The organism is Streptomyces sp. NPDC087310, from assembly GCF_044744405.1.
Classification (GTDB): Bacteria; Actinomycetota; Actinomycetes; order Streptomycetales; family Streptomycetaceae; genus Streptomyces.
Genome location: NZ_JBIUYF010000010.1, coordinates 31,425 through 47,903, shown reverse-complemented (window position 1 = coordinate 47,903; position 16,479 = coordinate 31,425). Strand labels below are relative to the sequence as shown.

Annotated in this window: 16 protein-coding genes; 8 read left to right on the top strand and 8 right to left on the bottom strand. The window is 71.4% G+C overall.

The window, feature by feature from the left end; genetic code table 11:
* Nucleotides 1-16 precede the first annotated feature (16 nt).
* Nucleotides 17-679 carry a snapalysin gene (snpA, locus tag ACIO3P_RS33295; protein ID WP_401851235.1) on the top strand — a complete coding sequence of 221 codons (663 nt, stop codon included), beginning with the start codon at nucleotides 17-19 and terminating at the stop codon, nucleotides 677-679.
* Between the two features lie 159 nt (nucleotides 680-838).
* Here the strand turns inward: snpA and ACIO3P_RS33290 are convergent, their stop codons facing one another.
* From ACIO3P_RS33290 to ACIO3P_RS33275, 4 genes are all read right to left on the bottom strand, one after another.
* On the bottom strand, nucleotides 839-1,288 hold the full coding sequence (locus tag ACIO3P_RS33290; protein WP_401851236.1) for a DUF6304 family protein: 450 nt from the start codon (nucleotides 1,286-1,288) through the stop codon (nucleotides 839-841).
* A 235-nt stretch (nucleotides 1,289-1,523) separates the two neighbouring features.
* Complete coding sequence (locus ACIO3P_RS33285) at nucleotides 1,524-2,075, bottom strand: GNAT family N-acetyltransferase (RefSeq protein WP_329829695.1); 552 nt, start codon at nucleotides 2,073-2,075, stop codon at nucleotides 1,524-1,526.
* A gap of 217 nt (nucleotides 2,076-2,292) precedes the next feature.
* Nucleotides 2,293-3,342 carry a family 2 encapsulin nanocompartment cargo protein polyprenyl transferase gene (locus tag ACIO3P_RS33280; protein ID WP_401851753.1) on the bottom strand — a complete coding sequence of 350 codons (1,050 nt, stop codon included), beginning with the start codon at nucleotides 3,340-3,342 and terminating at the stop codon, nucleotides 2,293-2,295.
* Between the two features lie 167 nt (nucleotides 3,343-3,509).
* Nucleotides 3,510-4,922, bottom strand: coding sequence for a family 2B encapsulin nanocompartment shell protein (locus tag ACIO3P_RS33275; RefSeq protein WP_329829336.1), 1,413 nt, complete (start codon nucleotides 4,920-4,922; stop codon nucleotides 3,510-3,512).
* A gap of 199 nt (nucleotides 4,923-5,121) precedes the next feature.
* Between ACIO3P_RS33275 and ACIO3P_RS33270 the strand changes: the two genes are divergently transcribed.
* Complete coding sequence (locus tag ACIO3P_RS33270) at nucleotides 5,122-6,054, top strand: 1-aminocyclopropane-1-carboxylate deaminase/D-cysteine desulfhydrase (RefSeq protein WP_401851239.1); 933 nt, start codon at nucleotides 5,122-5,124, stop codon at nucleotides 6,052-6,054.
* 73 nt (nucleotides 6,055-6,127) lie between these two features.
* Here the strand turns inward: ACIO3P_RS33270 and ACIO3P_RS33265 are convergent, their stop codons facing one another.
* A complete protein-coding gene (locus ACIO3P_RS33265; RefSeq protein ID WP_329829334.1) occupies nucleotides 6,128-7,729 on the bottom strand; it encodes a Na+/H+ antiporter in 1,602 nt (533 codons plus the stop codon).
* A 168-nt stretch (nucleotides 7,730-7,897) separates the two neighbouring features.
* On the opposite strand from ACIO3P_RS33265, the gene ACIO3P_RS33260 reads away from it, so the two are divergent.
* The 3 genes from ACIO3P_RS33260 (at nucleotide 7,898) to ACIO3P_RS33250 (ending at nucleotide 9,883) form a co-directional block, all read left to right on the top strand.
* Complete coding sequence (locus tag ACIO3P_RS33260) at nucleotides 7,898-8,158, top strand: UBP-type zinc finger domain-containing protein (protein ID WP_329829333.1); 261 nt, start codon at nucleotides 7,898-7,900, stop codon at nucleotides 8,156-8,158.
* A gap of 241 nt (nucleotides 8,159-8,399) precedes the next feature.
* Nucleotides 8,400-8,813 (top strand): anti-sigma regulatory factor, encoded by a 414-nt coding sequence (locus ACIO3P_RS33255; RefSeq protein WP_329829332.1) that lies wholly within the window; start codon nucleotides 8,400-8,402, stop codon nucleotides 8,811-8,813.
* Nucleotides 8,810-9,883 carry a SigB/SigF/SigG family RNA polymerase sigma factor gene (locus tag ACIO3P_RS33250; RefSeq protein ID WP_401791450.1) on the top strand — a complete coding sequence of 358 codons (1,074 nt, stop codon included), beginning with the start codon at nucleotides 8,810-8,812 and terminating at the stop codon, nucleotides 9,881-9,883. Before ACIO3P_RS33255 ends, ACIO3P_RS33250 begins: the two co-directional genes overlap by 4 nt.
* 124 nt (nucleotides 9,884-10,007) lie before the next feature.
* On the opposite strand, the gene ACIO3P_RS33245 is transcribed toward ACIO3P_RS33250, so the two are convergent.
* Nucleotides 10,008-10,439 carry a hypothetical protein gene (locus ACIO3P_RS33245; protein WP_329829331.1) on the bottom strand — a complete coding sequence of 144 codons (432 nt, stop codon included), beginning with the start codon at nucleotides 10,437-10,439 and terminating at the stop codon, nucleotides 10,008-10,010.
* A gap of 167 nt (nucleotides 10,440-10,606) precedes the next feature.
* Here ACIO3P_RS33245 and ACIO3P_RS33240 point away from each other — a divergent pair, with 167 nt between their 5' ends.
* Nucleotides 10,607-11,575: a diacylglycerol kinase family protein gene (locus ACIO3P_RS33240; RefSeq protein ID WP_329829330.1), complete on the top strand. Its 969-nt coding sequence runs from the start codon at nucleotides 10,607-10,609 to the stop codon at nucleotides 11,573-11,575.
* 316 nt (nucleotides 11,576-11,891) lie between these two features.
* Nucleotides 11,892-12,149 carry a WhiB family transcriptional regulator gene (locus ACIO3P_RS33235; protein ID WP_004937597.1) on the top strand — a complete coding sequence of 86 codons (258 nt, stop codon included), beginning with the start codon at nucleotides 11,892-11,894 and terminating at the stop codon, nucleotides 12,147-12,149.
* Nucleotides 12,150-12,325: 176 nt separating this feature from the next.
* On the opposite strand, the gene ACIO3P_RS33230 is transcribed toward ACIO3P_RS33235, so the two are convergent.
* The gene (locus ACIO3P_RS33230) at nucleotides 12,326-13,831 is read right to left on the bottom strand and encodes a histidine kinase N-terminal domain-containing protein (protein WP_329829692.1); all 1,506 of its coding nucleotides are present in this window, start codon (nucleotides 13,829-13,831) and stop codon (nucleotides 12,326-12,328) included.
* A gap of 359 nt (nucleotides 13,832-14,190) precedes the next feature.
* On the bottom strand, nucleotides 14,191-15,264 hold the full coding sequence (locus tag ACIO3P_RS33225; protein WP_401851242.1) for an SIS domain-containing protein: 1,074 nt from the start codon (nucleotides 15,262-15,264) through the stop codon (nucleotides 14,191-14,193).
* Between the two features lie 204 nt (nucleotides 15,265-15,468).
* Here ACIO3P_RS33225 and nagB point away from each other — a divergent pair, with 204 nt between their 5' ends.
* Nucleotides 15,469-16,251, top strand: a complete 783-nt coding sequence (nagB, locus tag ACIO3P_RS33220; protein WP_401851244.1) for a glucosamine-6-phosphate deaminase — start codon at nucleotides 15,469-15,471, stop codon at nucleotides 16,249-16,251.
* The last annotated feature ends 228 nt before the right edge of the window (nucleotides 16,252-16,479 follow it).

The following is a 16,479-nucleotide window of genomic DNA, read 5'->3' as shown; positions in this document are numbered from 1 at the left end:
AGCAGGAGCCCCCCACATGCGACACCCCAAGTCCGCACTTTCGGCAGCCCTCTCCATCGGTATCGCCTTCGCGACCGCCTTCGCCTTCGCCCCCACCGCGTCGGCCTCCGCCACCGGCACCGAGGCCGCGCCGACCGCCTCGTACGCCGCGTACGAGGGCTCGAAGGAGGAGGCCGCGAACAACAAGGCGTTCTTCGACGCCGTCGTGAAGTCGGTCGCCGAGAAGCGCGCCGCGAACCCCGGCATCCAGGCCGTCACCGTCGTCTACAACGCCTCGGCGGCGCCGCGCTTCGCGAGCCAGATAGCCGCGAGCACCTCGATCTGGAACAGCGCCGTCTCCAACGTGAAGCTCCAGGCGGGCACCAGCGGTGTCGACTTCACCTACCGCGAGGGCAATGACTCGCGTGGCTCGTACGCGAGCACCAACGGCCACGGGTCCGGCTACATCTTCCTGGACTACGCGCAGAACCAGCAGTACAACTCCACCCGGGTCACCGCCCACGAGACCGGGCACGTCCTCGGTCTCCCCGACCACTACACGGGCCCGTGCAGCGAGCTGATGTCGGGCGGCGGCCCCGGCACGTCCTGCCAGAACGCCCAGCCGAACGCGGCGGAGCGCTCCCGGGTCAACACCCTCTGGGCGAACGGCCTCGCGGCCGCGCTGGCCAAGCTCTCCTGACCTCTCCCCCGCACCGCACGCGAAGGGGCGTCCCCGTATCCACCCCCCACGGGACGCCCCTTCCGTGTGCCCGCCTGTCCTGTGTCCTCCCGGACCGGGGCCTCTTCCGGACCGGGGCCTCCCGCCCCAGGGCATCCCCCGGCCCCGGAACTCAGCGGGTCAGGACGCCCCCACCAGCGGCCGGTCCGACAGCTCCGTGTTCGTCGGGAGCTGGCGCCTGATCCGGCCGAGCGCCTCCTCGAAGCCGCCCCCGGCGATCCCCGACGCGTACGCCGCCCCGCCGCAGTGCAGGGTCAGGCTCAGCTCCGCACGGCCGACCGGCCCCTCCTCGCCCCGCTCGCCGAGCGCGAGCAGACAGCTCAGCGTGGCCTGTTCGACCGTGCCGTCCGAACTGACGGGCAGTGGGATGTCCCACTCCATGACACAGGAGGACAGCACCCCGCCCGCCTCGGCTCCCACCGCTTCCAGTACGGCGAAATCCACCCCTTCGTACTCAACTCCCCTGATCTGCGTGCGCACTTGCTGCCCACCCGCGGTAAGGGTGATCGCTTCCGCCCCCTGGCGGTCCCGGTACCAACCCGCCCATGAATCCGTCGACTCCGCTGTCATGGCGCGGACTGTAGCGGTAGCAGATCTTCCGCCGCAGCACGGGTCTCCGCTTCCTTGCGTAGTTCCTGACGAGTACTCCGTTTTCGCAGGCGCGCACAGGCTCCGGGGTGATCACGGCGATGGCGGAATCCTTCCCGCGCATCGGCAGCTCCGAGCCGGTGACCAGCGGATACGCCGTGAGGGGCGACTCGCGGAACTTTCCGGCCACATCTTCGGCGTACGGTCGGCCGGCGGCTCAGCGGGCGCGCGGCTCGCGCCACATGGGCCACATGTGCGGTCCGTCCGGCAGGTCGACGGTGGTGCCCGTGAAGTCGAACCCGAGCCGCTCGTAGAGCCGCTTGCTCCGCGCGCTGCTCGCCTCCAGATACGCGGGCACGCCGTCCCGGTCGCACCGCTCCAGCACCGATTCGATCAACTTGCGGCCCAGTCCCCGGCCTTGGTGGTCCGGGGACACGGCTATCATCAGCAGATATTCGTGCGCGCGGTCGTGCGGGTGGACGGCGCCCGTCAGCCGGCCGACCAGCTCGGTCCGCTCGTTGTCCGGGTCGGTGACCGCCCGCATCCGCGCCGGGGTCTCGTCCTCCTCCTCGGGCAGTCCCGCCTCCTCCTGGAGCCAGAGGGCCATCGCCGTCCCGTCCTCCAGGAGGTCCACCCGGCCCTCGGCCAGGGCGACATCGGCGAACACACCGAAGAAGAGGCCGCTCAGCTTCTGCCGGTCGTCCGCCTCGGGGAACACCCACCGGGTGACCGGGTCGGCCTCGAACGCCTCCTCCAGCAGCCGGATCAGTGTCGGCCGGTCCGCCTCGGTCGCCCGTCTGATCCCGGGGGCTCTCCCTCTGGCCTCGTCGTCCGCACCGCCCGCGCCCTCCACCGTGCTCACGCTGCCCGCGTTGTCCACGCTCACGTTCCGGCCCTCCAGATCCGACGTCAACTTGCCGCCCTGATCTTAGAGTTGGGCCATATGCGCTACGTAAGGGACCGGAGGCTTTCCGCGATGACGAAGGTCAGCGGGTGCGGCGGGTGACGAACTCCGCGAGCGAGAGCAGGTCGCCCGCCGCCGCGAGGTCGGGCACCGCCCGGGAGAGCTGCTGGACGGCACGGGACATCCGCTCGGCCGCTTCCTGCTGCGCCCAGTCCCGGCCGCCGGCCCGTTCCACGGCGTCGGCGGCGCGCCGTACCCCCTCGGCGTCCAGCGGGCTCCGGTACAGCTCGGCCAGCTCCTCGGCGGCCGGGGTGCCGGAGGCCAGCGCCGCGACGACCGGCAGCGACTTCTTGTGGGCGGCCAGATCGGCGCCGGCCGGCTTGCCCGTACGGTCAGGGTCGCCCCAGATGCCGATCAGGTCGTCGATGAGCTGGAAGGCGAGCCCCGCCTCCCGGCCGAAGGCGTCCACGGCCTCGGCCTCCTCGGGGCCCGCGCCCGCGTAGAGCGCGCCCAGCGCGCACGAAGCACCCAGCAGGGCACCGGTCTTGGCGGTCGCCATGGCGACACACTCGTCGAGCGAGACCTCGTGCGGATCGCGGGACTCGAAGGCGCAGTCCGCCTGCTGGCCCGCGCACAGCTCGATCACACAGGACGTGAGCCACACCGAGGCGGCGGCCGACGCCGGGTGCGGATCCTCCGCGAGGAGCCGCAGCGCGAGGGCGAGCATGGCGTCGCCCGTGACAATGGCGTCCGGCGCCCCGAAGACCGTCCAGGCGGTGGCGCGGTGGCGCCGTACCGGGTCCTCGTCGATCACGTCGTCGTGGAGGAGCGTGAAGTTGTGGGCCAGCTCGACGGCGACGGCCGCCCGTACGGCCGGGCGCGGGTCCCCGCCGAGCGAGCGGGCGGCGGCGAGGACGAGCGCGGGCCTGATCGCCTTGCCCGTCCGCCCCGAACCCCCCTGCACCGGGATCCCGTCGGCGCCCGCCCAGCCGAAGTGGTACAGCGCGACCCCGCGCATGGCGGCGGGCAACGACTCGACGGCGGAGCGCAGTTCGGGATCGACCGCGGTGCGGGTGCGCTCCAGGAGGGCCACGGCCTCATGGCCCTCGGTGGCGGCACCGCTGCTGGTCATGGTCACGGGTCAACTTCCTCTTGACGGCTTCACGGCACTGCGCCATCGCGTGCGGCCACGGCGCTCACTTCGGTCACGTCCACGCGGCTGTACGGGGTACGGGCCCGGGCGGGGCGACGGTCGGCCCGCCCGGGCCCGTACCTCACGTCAGCACGTCGTACGTCACCTCAGTGCCAGCGGCCGACTTCCACGTTCTCCAGCACACCGAGCGCGTCCGGCACCAGGACGGCCGCCGAGTAGTACGCCGTGACCAGGTACGAGATGATCGCCTGCTCGTCGATGCCCATGAAGCGGACCGACATGCTCGGCTCGATCTCGTCCGGGATGCCGCTCTGCTGAAGGCCGACGACCCCCTGCTCGGTCTCGCCCGTACGCATGCAGATGATCGAGGTCGTCCTGGCATCCGAGACGGGGATCTTGTTGCACGGGAAGATCGGCACCCCGCGCCAGGCGGGCACATGGGTGCCCGCGACCTCCACACTGTCCGGATAGAGCCCGCGCTTGTTGCACTCACGGCCGAAGGCCGCGATGGCCCGCGGGTGCGCGAGGAACAGCTTCGAGCCACGGCGGCGCGACAGCAGCTCGTCCATGTCGTCCGGGCTCGGCCCGCCGTCGTGCGGCTGGAGCCGCTGGCCGTAGTCGCAGTTGTGGAGCAGACCGAACTCGCGGTTGTTGATCAGCTCGTGCTCCTGGCGCTCCCTGAGCGCCTCGACCGTGAGCCGCAACTGCTGCTCGGTCTGGTTCATCGGCTGGTTGTAGAGGTCGGCGACCCGGCTGTGGACCTTCAGCACGGTCTGCGCGACGCTCAGCTCGTACTCGCGCGGCGCCCCCTCGTAGTCCACGAACGTGTGCGGGAGGACCGCTTCGCCGACATGGCCGGCGGACAGCTCGATGGCGGCCTCGCCGTACTTGTTGGTCCGCTGTTCCGGTACGGAGTTCAGCGCCGCCAGATGGAGGCGCAGGGAGCTCTCGCGCTCCGCGAGGTTCCGTACCTCCCGCCGGGTCAGCACCAGCACCGTGCACGCCGTCGCCGCGCGTGCCGTGCAGGACCAGGTGGCCTCCCCGTCCACCAGGGCCTGGTCGCCGAAGTACGCGCCGTCGGCGAGCACTTCGAGCACCGTCTCGTCCCCGTAGGGACCCGTGCCCGTCTTCTCCACGCGGCCGTGCGCCAGCAGAAAGACCTCGTCCGCCACGTCACCGGAGGCCGCCAGTACCTGTCCGGCGTCGAACTGCCGCTGCTCGCAGCGGCGCGCCAGCTCGGCCAGCACCGCCTCGTCGCCGTACCCCCGCAGCGCGGGCAGCTCGCCCAGCTCGGCGGGGATGACCGCGACGCGGTCGCCCGTCTGGACGAACGTCACCCGCCCGTCGCCGACCGCGTAGCTGAGCCGGCGGTTCACCCGGTAGGTGCCGCCCTGCACCTGGACCCACGGCAGCATCCGCAGCAGCCACCGCGAGGTGATCTCCTGCATCTGCGGTGCCGACTTGGTGGTGGTCGCCAGGTTCCGGGCGGCATCCGTCCCCAGACTCTGCTGGGGCGGCGGCTCCACCGCGCGGACCTCGTCACCAACCGAAACCGACATGAAGGCTTCCTCTCAAACTTTCGATCATGTACGACCTGCGAGAAGAATGGTTCCATCACGTGGCGTGCGGGCGCCATTACACAAACGAGTGGGACTGAACAGCGCGATACGGGGCACAACACGCGGAAGTTCATCCCGACGGCGCACGCCGGGGGGCCGCACGGCTCCCCGGAAACGGCCCCCGTCCGACAATGGGAACGTGACCCCGCCCGGACCCCCCGACCTCGCCGCCCTGCGCCCGCTGCTCCCCTCGCCGCTCCACCCCGCCGAGGACGAGCGCTTCACCCGCCGGGGCGTGCGGCTGCTCCTCAAGCGCGACGACCTGATCCACCCCGAGCTGCCGGGCAACAAATGGCGGAAGCTGGCGCCCAATCTGCGGGCCGCCGCCGCCTCGGACCGGCGCACGCTGGTGACCTTCGGCGGCGCGTACTCCAACCACCTCCGCGCGACCGCTGCCGCCGGGCGTCTCCTCGGGTTCGCCACCGTCGGTGCCGTACGGGGCGAGGAGCTGGCGGACCGGCCCCTCAACCCGTCGCTCGCCCGGTGCGCCGCCGACGGGATGCGGCTGCTCTTCGTCGCACGCGCCGAGTACCGCCGCAAGGCGGAGCCCGCCGTCGTCGCCGCGCTGCTGGCGCGGGCGGGGCTGGACCCCGGCCGCGTGTACGTCGTACCGGAGGGCGGCAGCAACGCGCTCGCCGCGCGCGGCTGCGCCGAGCTGGGCCGGGAGCTGCGCGGCGCGGCCGATACCGTCGCGGTCGCCTGCGGCACCGGCGGCACGCTCGCGGGGCTCGCCGCCGGGCTGGGCGCGGGGCAGACGGCGCTCGGCTTCCCGGTGCTCAGGGGCGGCTTCCTGGACGGGGAGATACGGGGGCTCCAGCGCGCCGCGTTCACGGGGCCGGCCGGCGACTGGCGACTCGACGACCGCTTCCACTTCGGCGGCTTCGCCCGCACCCCTCCCGAGCTGGACGCCTTCGCACGGGACTTCGAGGACCGGCACGGGTTCGCCGTGGAACATCTCTATGTCGCCAAAATGCTGTACGGGATCACGACGCTGGCGGCGGAGGGCGCCTTCCCGCCCGGCACGGCGGTCGCGGCCGTCATCACCGGCGGCCCCGAACCTTCCGCGCCGTAGCGCCGTAGCCCCGTGGGGCCCGTCCGCCCCCGTAGACCCGTGGGGCACGTCCGCGCCGCTCAGTCCGCCCCGCTCAGTCCGAGCCGTCCTCCCGGTACGCCGCCGCCTCCTCCAGGTCCAGCCGGCGCAGCAGCGTCCGCAGCATCTCGTCGTCGATCCGCCGCCGGTCGCGCAGCTCGACGAAGACGGTGCGCTCCGCCTCGATCATCTCCGTGGAGAGCCGCCGGTAGGTGTCGTCCGCCGACTCCCCGGTGATCTCGTTGACGGCGCCGAGCCGCTCCCACACGGCGTTGCGGCGGCGCTCCAGCACCGTACGGAGCCGGTCGGCGAGCGGCGGCGGCAGCGCGTTGCGTTCGTCGGCCAGGAGCTCGTCCAGCCGCCGTTCCGCCGCCGCCGACGCCTCGCTCTGCGCCTGTGCCTCCGCGAGCGTCTCGGTCTGCCGGTCGCGGCCCTGGATCTTCAGCAGCCGGATGAGCGGCGGCAGCGTGAGCCCCTGCACGACGAGCGTGCCGATGACCGTCGTGAACGCCAGGAACAGCACGAGGTTGCGCCCGGGGAACGGTGTGCCGTCGTGGACGGTCAGCGGGATCGAGAAGGCGATGGCCAGCGACACCACCCCGCGCATCCCCGCCCAGCCGACGATCAGCGGCGCGGTCCAGGTCGTGTCGGGCTCGCGTTCCCTGATGCGCGGGAAGAGCGCGCGCGGCAGGAAGGTCGCCGGGTAGACCCACACGAACCGGACGACGACCACGGCCACGAAGACCCACAGGGCGTAGAACACGGCCTCGCCGACCCCGTACTCCCCGAGCCCGCCGAGGACGAAGGGCAACTGGAGCCCGATGAGCGCGAAGACCGCCGACTCCAGCACGAAGGCGACCATCTTCCACACCGCGGCCTCCTGGAGCCGCGTCGCGAAGTCCACCTGCCAGGAGCGGTGACCGAGATAGAGCGCCACCACCACGACGGCCAGCACACCGGAAGCGCCGACCTGTTCGGCCGCCGCGTAGGCCACGAAGGGGATGAGCAGCGAGAGTGTGTTCTGGAGCAGCGCCTCCTTGAGGTGGGTGCGCAGCCAGTGCAGTGGGACCATCAGGACGAGTCCGACACCGACACCGCCGAGCGAGGCGAGCGCGAACTCCCCCACGCCGCCCGCCCAGCTCGCGCCGGCGCCGACCGCCGCGGCCAGCGCCACCTTGAAGGCGGTGATGGCGGTCGCGTCGTTGAGCAGCGACTCACCCTGAAGGATGGTGGTGATCCGGCTCGGGAGCCCCAGTTTGCGGGCGATGGCGGTGGCCGCCACGGCGTCGGGCGGCGCGACGACCGCGCCCAGCACCAGCGCCGTGGTCGGGGGCAGGTCGGGGATGAGGAGGTGCGTGAGCCAGCCCACCGCGAGGGTCGCGAAGAGGACGTACCCGACCGAGAGCAGTGCCACGGGCCGGATGTTGGCCCGCAGGTCGAGGTACGAGCTGTCCACGGCAGCGGTGTAGAGCAGGGGCGGCAGGATCAGCGGGAGCACGATGTGCGGGTCGAGTGTGTAGTCCGGCACCCCAGGCACGTACGCGGCGCCCAGTCCGGCCGCCACCAGCAGCAGGGGCGCGGCGACCGGTGTCCTGCGGGCGGCCCCGGCGATCGCCGCGCTGGCCGCCACCAGTGCGATCAGCGGCAGTACATCCATCCCGGTTCCGTCTTTCCGTCGTGTCCGTACGTCCGTGTGTACGTCCGTGTGTGTACGTCCGCGTGTGTGTACGTCCGTGTGCGTGCGGTGTGCGCGCGTTCGTCGGGGCGCGCCTTCGTCCGTGTGCGCGTTCGCCCTTGTGTGCGCGGAGGTCGTAATCTCGCCATCATGAGCCAGTGCAGCCACATCGCGGAACTTCCCCGCCCCGAGCCCGCCCCGAGGGGTGACACCTGCGCCGAGTGTCTGGCCGCCGGCAGCCATCCCGTACAACTGCGGCTCTGTCTGGAGTGCGGGAACGTCGGGTGCTGTGATTCGTCGCCGTACCAGCACGCGACACTCCATTTCCAGCAGACGGGCCACGCCGTGATGCGAAGTTTCGAGCCGGGGGAGAGCTGGCGCTGGTGCTTCGTGGACGGTTCGATCGTCTGACGACTGGGTACGTCAACCCTCCGCCGGTTGTTCTGAATTGGATGCCGCAGACCCCTAGCCACTTTCCGTGGTCATATGCTTACCATGAGTGACGGTATCGGATAGGGGTCCCGGCGACACGGCACCATGGATCGCGATAGCGTCGCCACCCAGACCGGCTACGTAATGACACGTACCAGCAAGGCTCCGCGACATGTCCTGTCCGGAGCCCTGAAGAGCTTGTGCCACCTTGGAGGTGAGGGTGTCCCAGATCGCAGGCGAGCCCGGGACCCAGGACTTCGTGGAAGTCCGGCTGCCCGCTGCGGGTGCCTACCTGTCCGTGCTGCGTACGGCCACGGCCGGCCTCGCGGCGCGCTTGGACTTCACCCTCGACGAGATCGAGGACCTCCGCATCGCGGTGGACGAAGCCTGCGCGATCCTGCTCCAGCAGGCCGTACCGGGCTCCGTTCTCAGTTGTGTCTTCCGCCTTGTCGAGGACTCGCTCGAAGTGACCGTCTCGGCCCCCACCACCGACGGACGCGCCCCCGAGCGCGACACGTTCGCGTGGACGGTGCTCTCCGCACTGGCCGGCAAGGTCGAGTCGACGGTCGCCGAGGACCGTACGGTCACCATCAGCCTCTACAAACAGCGCGGCGCGGGACCCGGGCCGGCGTGAGGAACGGGGACGGTCCGGTGCGTGACGAGGGGCGCATCCCACCAGAGCCGCGGGGAGGGCACGAGGCTCCGGCGGAGCCGGTGCTCGCCCCCGCGGGGATCCCCGAGCAGCAGGCCCGTCCCCATCCGGAGGACGGACGTGAGGGCCAGACGGCCGCGGCGGAACAGGCGCGGACAGAGCGGGCGCAGGCAGAGCGGGCGGCCTTGATGAGCGAGCAGCACAGCGAGCAGGAGAGCGCGCCGCGGGTCGAACCGCGGAGCGAGCGGCCGAGTGAGCCGCGCGGCGAGTCGCGCGGTGAGCGGCAGCACCACGACCCACATGACCGCAGCGGCGCGCGGGCGATGTTCATCGAGCTGCGCGAACTGCCGGACGGCTCGCCCCAGAAGGCGGCCCTGCGCAATCAACTCGTCCGGATGCACCTGCCCCTGGTCGAGCATCTCGCGCGGCGGTTCCGCAACCGCGGCGAGCCGCTGGACGACCTCACACAGGTCGCGACCATCGGGCTGATCAAGTCGGTGGACCGCTTCGACCCGGAGCGCGGGGTCGAGTTCTCGACGTACGCGACACCGACGGTCGTCGGGGAGATCAAGCGGCACTTCCGGGACAAGGGCTGGGCGGTACGGGTGCCGCGCCGCCTCCAGGAACTGCGGCTGGCCCTGACGACCGCGACGGCCGAGCTGTCGCAGCAGCACGGCAGATCGCCGACGGTGCACGAGCTGGCGGAGCGGCTCGGGATCTCGGAGGAGGAGGTCCTGGAGGGCCTGGAGTCCGCCAACGCGTACTCCACGCTGTCGCTGGACGTCCCGGACACGGACGACGAGTCCCCGGCGGTGGCGGACACGCTGGGCGCCGAGGACGAGGCGCTGGAGGGCGTCGAGTACCGGGAGTCGCTCAAGCCGCTGCTGGAGGATCTGCCGCCCCGGGAGAAGCGGATTCTGCTGCTCCGGTTCTTCGGCAACATGACGCAGTCGCAGATCGCCCAGGAGGTCGGCATCTCGCAGATGCATGTCTCGCGGCTGCTGGCCCGCACGCTGGCGCAGTTGCGCGAGCGGCTGCTCGTCGAGGAGTGATCGAGGAGTAGCGGTACGGACAGGTCCCGCAGGTCCCGCAAGTCCCGCAGCCGTACGGACGCGGGACCTGACAGGACCTGAGCTGATCCGCCCGTCCACACATCCCTGCGCGTCCCTACCGCCGCTACGCGTCTCCGGCCGGGCTTCCGATCCCCAGGGCCTCGGTGGTCGTCGGGTTGACGAGCAGGACGAGCCCCGTCACGGCCACGGCCGCCAGCGCGATCCCGGCCGGGATGCCGGAGCCGACCGAGGTCAGCAGCGTGTAGGCGACCGGCAGCGCGAGGACGTGCGTGATCAGCGCGGGCCCCCTGCTCCAGCTACGGCGCAGCAGCAGCCCCCGGGCGGCGAGCAGCGGGATCACTCCGAGTGCGATCAGGGTCACCCCGCCCATCTCGGCCTGCTGCGGGGAGTCCGGGCGTCCCAGTACCCCCATCACCAGCAGATATCCGCCGCCGGCGATCAGCGCCAGGGCTTCCAGAGCGCTGACGACCGCGGCGGCGGTCAGCCGGGCGGGGCGCGGGATCGGCTCGGGGTCGGGCTGCGTCGCTGTACTCACCCTTGCAGGGTATCGGCCCCCGGCTCCGGGACCGGAGCCCCGCCCCGCCCCGCACGGGTTCCGCTCGGGGTTCCGCTCGGCGGTCCGCTCGGGGTCCTGCTCGGGGAAGACCCGTCCCGTAATGCCCGAGGACGCCCCGTCGTCCCTCGGCCGGTAATCTGCTGGGCATGCGCGCACTCCTCGTGGTCAATCCGGCAGCAACCACCACCAGTGCCCGCACGCGTGACGTACTGATCCACGCGCTGGCCAGCGAGATGAAGCTGGAGGCGGTGACGACGGAGTACCGCGGGCACGCCCGCGACCTGGGCCGGCGGGCCGCCGACTCCGAGGACATCGAGCTGGTCGTGGCCCTGGGCGGGGACGGCACGGTCAACGAGGTCGTGAACGGTCTGCTGCACAACGGCCCGGACCCCGAGCGGCTGCCGCGGCTCGCGGTCGTTCCCGGCGGCTCGACCAATGTCTTCGCCCGCGCGCTCGGGCTGCCCAACGACGCGGTGGAGGCGACCGGCGCGATTCTTCAGGCGCTGGACGAGAAGAGCGAACGTACGGTCGGTCTGGGACTGGCGGCCGGGACGCCGGGCTCGGAGGACGAGGCCGCGCCGTCCCGCTGGTTCACCTTCAACGCGGGGTTCGGATTCGACGCGGGGGTCGTCGGCCGGGTCGAACAGCACCGGGAACGCGGAAAGCGTTCGACGCACGCGCTCTATGTGCGACAGGTGATACGCCAGTTCCTTGAGGAACCTCACCGCCGCCATGGAATGATCACTTTGGAACGGCCCGGTGAGGATCCGGTCGAAGATCTCGTCCTGTCGATAATCTGCAACACCGCTCCCTACACTTACCTGGGGAATCGGCCGCTGTACTCGTCCCCCACGGCGTCCTTCGACTCGGCGCTCGATGTCCTCGGGCTGACCCGGATGTCGGCCTCTGCGGCGGCCGTATATGGGACGCAACTGCTCACTTCGACCCCGGACAAGGGCCCCCACGGGCGCCATGCGGTGTCCCTGCACGACCTGACCGACTTCACCTTGCATTCCAAGGCGCCCCTGCCTTTCCAGATGGACGGCGACCATCTCGGAGTGCGTACGAGCGTGACGTTCACAGGCGTTCGCCGTGCACTGCGTGTGATTGTGTGAGTGGAAGGGGCCAAACTCCTTTCACTCGAACGTTTAGGCTGGCATCCACCCCATGGAAGTACGGCTGTGACCTAGTCGACACCGAGGAATCAAAAAAAACTTTCCAGAAGGGGTTGTATCCGCCGCCGAGGTTTGCGAATCTCTACATGGCGATCGGGACGGCCCGCAACACCGGCCTCCCTGAGAGCCAGAACCCCTCCTCGATGCAAGGACCCCGTCAGTTCCGCTGGCGGTCGACCCTTCCCTTGTCGAGGGATTCGTGAAAGCGTTCACATTCACAAGCAACCTGCACGTAATACCAAGAGAGGTAGCAGCCATGGACTGGCGTCACAACGCCGTTTGCCGCGAGGAAGACCCCGAGCTGTTCTTCCCCATCGGCAACACCGGTCCTGCGCTGCTGCAGATCGAGGAAGCCAAGGCCGTCTGCCGTCGCTGCCCCGTCATGGAGCAGTGCCTGCAGTGGGCGCTTGAGTCCGGCCAGGACTCCGGCGTCTGGGGTGGACTCAGCGAGGACGAGCGCCGCGCGATGAAGCGTCGCGCCGCTCGTAACCGGGCGCGTAACGCGACCGCCTGAACCACCCTTGTAACAGCCTCAGCCGGCGGAGCGTACAGCGTGTACGCATAGCCCCGCCCCCGAAACGCAGCGCGCAGTACCCCCCGATGCGCATCGCACAGTGAGCTTCGAACCGAGCCCCGGACCGTAGAACGGTCCGGGGCTCGATGCTGTCGCAGGGGTACGCGCCGACGCGGCTACTTCTGCGGCTCCACCGGAATGTCCAGCAGGACGCGTGTGCCACGGACCGGCGCGGGCACCATGTCGAACGTGCCGCCCAACTCGCCCTCCACCAGCGTCCGTACGATCTGGAGCCCGAGATTCCCGGCCCGCTGCGGATCGAACCCCTCGGGCAGCCCGCGCCCGTCGTCCTGGACGGTGATCATCAGCCGGGTGTCCGAGGTGCCGGAGGTGCCCGTACGCCGCTGCTTCGTGGCCGGCGACTCCCCGCTGCGGACCGCGGAGACGTCCACCCGGCCCTCCTCCCCCGGCTCGAAGGCGTGCTCCAGCGCGTTCTGGAGGATTTCGGTGAGCACCATGGAGAGCGGGGTGGCCACCTCGGCGTCCAGGATGCCGAACCGTCCCGTACGCCGGCAGAGGATCTTGCCGGGCGAGATCTCGGCCACCATCGCCAGAACGCGGTCGGCGATCTCGTCGAACTCGACGCGCTCGTCCAGGTTCTGAGACAGCGTCTCATGGACGATCGCGATGGAACCGACGCGCCGCACGGCCTCGTTGAGCGCTTCCCTGCCCCGTACGGAGTCCATCCGCCGGGCCTGGAGGCGCAGCAGCGCGGCGACCGTCTGGAGGTTGTTCTTCACCCGGTGGTGGATCTCCCGGATGGTGGCGTCCTTGGTGATCAACTCGCGCTCGCGGCGACGGAGTTCCGTCACGTCGCGCAGGAGCACCAGGGAGCCGATCCGGATGCCCTTGGGCTTGAGCGGGATGGTGCGGAGCTGGATGACCCCGCCGTTGCCCTCGACCTCGGTCTCCCGGGGCGCGTATCCGCTGGCCAGTTTGACCATGGCCTCGTCCACCGGGCCACGGGCGGGCGCGAGATGGTCGGTGGCCTGGCCGAGGTGCTGTCCCACCAGGTCGGACGCGAGTCCCAGCCGGTGATACGCGGAGAGCGCGTTGGGGCTGGCGTACTGGACGATCCCGTCGGCGTCGAGCCGGATCAGCCCGTCCCCGACGCGCGGTGAGGCGTCCATGTCGACCTGCTGGCCGGGGAAGGGGAAGGACCCGGCGGCGATCATCTGCGCCAGGTCGGAGGCGGACTGGAGGTAGCTCAGCTCCAGCCGGCTCGGGGTGCGGACGGTGAGGAGGTTGGTGTTGCGGGCGATGACCCCGAGGACGCGGCCCTCACGCCGTACGGGGATGGACTCGACCCGTACGGGAACCTCCTCACGCCACTCGGGGTCGCCCTCGCGGACGATCCGCCCCTCGTCCAGCGCGGCGTCCAGCAGGGGCCGGCGCCCCCGGGGCACGAGGTGGCCGACCATGTCGTCCTGGTAGGAGGTGGGCCCGGTGTTGGGCCGCATCTGGGCCACGGAGACGTAGCGGGTGCCGTCCCGGGTGGGGACCCAGAGGACGAGGTCGGCGAAGGAGAGGTCGGAGAGCAGTTGCCACTCCGAGACCAGCAGATGCAGCCACTCCAGGTCGGATTCACCGAGGGCTGTGTGCTGGCGGACGAGATCGTTCATGGAGGGCACACGTGCGAGCGTACCCGTGGCACAGAAACCTCAGAAACCTCGGACGGCCCGCGGTCTGTACCGGAGGGTAGGGGCGGATTAGGCTCACCGTACGCACCGCGGGCATGGACACCCCCGAATGGTCTAGTCCACAATGGGTGCAACAGACTTCCGTCCTCCCCGCACAGGAGGGCGGAACGAGGTGCCGGCGCTCTCTGCCCTGACTGCGGCGGAACCTCTCCCCACGGCCGCCGGGACCGCACACCTGTCGGCCGTAGCAACTCCGGGCTGCGGTGCCGTACGGGTTGAGGGTCCCGTCGCGGCGCCGCGGCCCGCGGGTGTGCCCCGGGCCGGTCGCGCCCGCCCGCCCCTCAGCTCGACTCGGGGGTCTTGGCCATCGTCCGGGGGGCGTCCGGGTCGTAACCGCGGGCGAGGGCGATCTCGTAGGCCAGAAGGTGGAGCGGCAGGATCTCCAGGATCGGCTGAAGCTCCTCCCCCACCCCCTCCACCGGCAGGACGAAACCCGCCGAGGCCCGCCCCGTCTCCGCCGCCGGGCCCACCACGCACAGGTCGGCGCCCCGGCCGCGCAGCCGGTCCAGGACCGGGCGCAGCACCTCGCCGCCCTTGCCCTCGGGGACGACCGCGATCACCGGCGAGCGGTTGTCGATCATCGCGAGCGGGCCGTGCAGCAGGTCGGCGCCGGAGTACGCGAGCGCGGGGAGATAGCTGGTCTCCATGAGCTTCAGCGCCGCCTCCCTGGCCGTGGGATAGCCGTACCCCCGTGAGATCGCCACCATCCGCCCGGCGAAGCGGTAGCGGGTGGCGAGCGTCCGCACCTCCGCGCCCCGGGCGAGGACCCCGTCCGCGAGATCCGGCACGACGGACGCGGCCTCGGTGCCGTCGTCGCCGCCGAGCCCCTCGGTGAAGAGGTAGAGCGCGAGCAGGGAGGCGGTGTACGACTTGGTGGCGGGCAGCGCCAGTTCCGCGCCGGCCAGGACGTCGATATGGAACTCGGCGACGGCGGCGAGCGCCGAGTCGGGGTTGTTCGTCACGGCGAGCGTGATGGCGCCCGCCTCCCGCGCGGCCCAGGTCGCGGCCACCAGGTCCGGCGAGCCGCCCCACTGGCTGACGCTGATGAAGAGCACACCGGTCAGATCGGGGCGCGCGCCGTACGCCGTCATGGTGGACATGGAGGTGAGCCCGCAGGGCAGCCCGCGCCGGATCTCCAGCAGGTACTTCGCGTACAGCGCCGCATGGTCGGACGTGCCGCGCGCCGTGAGCAGGACGAAGCGCGGCTTCCGTGCCGCGATGGCGTCCGCCACCTCACGGATCCGGGGCGCCCCGTCGTCGAGGACCCGCCGCAGCACCGCGGGCTGTTCCAGCACCTCGGTGAACATGATCCGGCCCGGGTGCTCGCTCGGCCCGGCGGGAAACGCGGCAGACATGCTGGGTGCCCTCCAAGTCGCTCACGCCCCCGCCCACCCAGTCGAACACGCCCGGTGGAGCCCCCGCCACCGGGCTCGGCGGCTCCGCTCTCCTTTCCCTTCCCCGATCGAGGAATCGATCAGGGCCCCTCTGCTAGAAGGGCCCCTCTGCTAGAATTGGTCTATACCACAAGAGACTCACCCATCAGATCGGCAGGGCCCAGCGTGGAAGTGGTCATCGTCCAGGACGCCGCCGCGGGCGGCGCACTCATCGCCGACAGCATCGCCGCACTGCTGCGCCGCAAGCCCGACGCCCTGCTCGGCGTGGCCACCGGCTCCACCCCCCTGCCGATCTACCAGGCCCTGGCGGCCCAGGTCAGGGCGGGCATCGTGGACGCCTCGGGCGCCCGGATAGCCCAGCTCGACGAGTACGTGGGGCTTCCGCCGGGCCACCCCGAGTCGTACCGCTCCGTGGTCCTGCGCGAGGTCGTCGAACCGCTCGGCCTGGACCCGAGCGCCTTCCTCGGCCCCGACGGCAGCGCCGAGGACATCCAGGCCGCGTGCGAGGCGTACGACCGGGCACTCACCGAGGCGGGCGGGGTCGACCTCCAGCTCCTCGGCATCGGCACGGACGGCCACATCGGCTTCAACGAACCCTGCTCGTCCCTCGCCTCCCGCACCCGGATCAAGACCCTGACCCGCCGGACCCGCGAGGACAACGCCCGCTTCTTCACCAGCCCGGACGAGGTCCCGCACCACGTGATCACCCAGGGCATCGGCACCATCCTGGAAGCCCGCCACCTGGTCCTCCTCGCCACGGGCGAGGGCAAGGCGGACGCGGTGGCCCAGGCGGTCGAGGGCCCGGTCGCCGCCCTCGTCCCCGCGTCCGCGCTCCAACTCCACCCGCACGCGACAGTGGTCGTGGACGAGGCGGCGGCCTCCCGCCTGAAGCTGGCCGATTACTTCCGCGCGACGTTCGCGTCCAAGCCGGACTGGCAGGGCATCTGACAGGGGCGCGCCTACGGGAAGTGGGGGGGGGGGGGGGGGGGGGGGGGGGGGGCGCGCCCCCCCCCCCCGCGCCCCCCCCCCCCCCCCCCCCCCCCCCCCCCCCCCCCCGCCCCCCCCCCCCCCCCCCCCCCCCCCCCGCCGGGGGGGGGCCCCGCCCGGCGGGGGGGGGCCGGCCCCCCCCCCGGGGGCCGGCCCCCCCCCCCCCGGCCCCCCACCCGATGACCGTTG

Bases quoted from the DNA above. Each gene is read 5' to 3' on its own strand.
- snpA (WP_401851235.1), top strand. From the start codon at position 17: ATGCGACACCCCAAGTCCGCACTTTCGGCAGCCCTCTCCATCGGTATC.
- ACIO3P_RS33290 (WP_401851236.1), bottom strand. From the start codon at position 1,288: ATGACAGCGGAGTCGACGGATTCATGGGCGGGTTGGTACCGGGACCGC.
- ACIO3P_RS33280 (WP_401851753.1), bottom strand. From the start codon at position 3,342: ATGACCAGCAGCGGTGCCGCCACCGAGGGCCATGAGGCCGTGGCCCTC.
- ACIO3P_RS33275 (WP_329829336.1), bottom strand. From the start codon at position 4,922: ATGTCGGTTTCGGTTGGTGACGAGGTCCGCGCGGTGGAGCCGCCGCCC.
- ACIO3P_RS33265 (WP_329829334.1), bottom strand. From the start codon at position 7,729: ATGGATGTACTGCCGCTGATCGCACTGGTGGCGGCCAGCGCGGCGATC.
- ACIO3P_RS33260 (WP_329829333.1), top strand. From the start codon at position 7,898: ATGAGCCAGTGCAGCCACATCGCGGAACTTCCCCGCCCCGAGCCCGCC.
- ACIO3P_RS33240 (WP_329829330.1), top strand. From the start codon at position 10,607: ATGCGCGCACTCCTCGTGGTCAATCCGGCAGCAACCACCACCAGTGCC.
- ACIO3P_RS33235 (WP_004937597.1), top strand. From the start codon at position 11,892: ATGGACTGGCGTCACAACGCCGTTTGCCGCGAGGAAGACCCCGAGCTG.
- ACIO3P_RS33230 (WP_329829692.1), bottom strand. From the start codon at position 13,831: ATGAACGATCTCGTCCGCCAGCACACAGCCCTCGGTGAATCCGACCTG.
- ACIO3P_RS33225 (WP_401851242.1), bottom strand. From the start codon at position 15,264: ATGTCTGCCGCGTTTCCCGCCGGGCCGAGCGAGCACCCGGGCCGGATC.